The organism is Kitasatospora sp. NPDC004799, assembly GCF_040609095.1.
GTDB lineage: Bacteria > Actinomycetota > Actinomycetes > Streptomycetales > Streptomycetaceae > Kitasatospora.
Map to the genome: position 1 here is coordinate 1 of NZ_JBEXJK010000571.1, position 752 is coordinate 752.

A 752-nucleotide genomic window follows, 5' to 3' on the forward strand; every position below is an offset into this window, starting at 1 on the left:
TCCGCGGAGACCACCACGGTGTGGGACACCCCGGGGGTGTTGTCCACGAAATTGGTGATCAGCCAGTTCAGGTTCTGTGCGGCCTGGCTCATCTGAGTCAACTCAACGCTCCTGGTGGTTCGAGCCGCCGAAGAGATCGGTGCTCCGGTTCTGTCCGTTGCCGGACTGGTCTACCTGATCGGGGTCGATCCGGAAGCTTCCGGTGTTACCGGCGCTGCGGCCCTGCTCCACACCGCGGCGCAGGTTGGTGAGGCGGCCACGGACCTCCTCCGGGCTGCGGGAGACCTGCGGCCCGTCCTGCGGGGTGGGCTTGGCGTTGCCAGGCACCAGGTTCTGCTTGGGCACGCGCCGCGGCAGACCGGCACCGGTGGTGCCGCTGGAGGAGGGTTCGCGCAGCTGCTCGGCCCGCTGCCAGTCACCGTCGTTCGGCGACTGCCAGGCGGCACTGGCGGTCGGGCCGGTCGGGCCGTATCCGCCGAGCGAGGAAACGTCGTGGCCGCGCTGGGGGGCGGCGGGCGCCGAGGTGTCCTTGGCGCCGGCGAACCAGTTCGGGCTGTCGCCGGACGGGCTGCCGCCGGCCGGGGCGGCGGGGAGGCCGCCACCCGCCAGCTGCTCGCCGGGGCGGCGCTGCGGCAGCCCGGACGGCAGGGTGGTGGGCGGCTCGGCGGCGGGCAGCGCGGGCGGCTCCGGGGCGTACGGGTGGCCGGCCGGGGACTCCTCGGCCTGCCGGTCGTACTGGCCGGCGTACTCGT

2 pseudogenes are annotated in these 752 nt (G+C 73.9%); both read right to left on the bottom strand.

Going from position 1 to position 752, the window contains the following annotated elements:
- Window positions 1-92 (bottom strand): annotated as a pseudogene (locus ABZW03_RS38195) (roadblock/LC7 domain-containing protein); the annotation flags it as partial.
- Window positions 93-102: 10 nt separating this feature from the next.
- Window positions 103-752: pseudogene (locus ABZW03_RS38200) on the bottom strand (hypothetical protein); the annotation flags it as partial.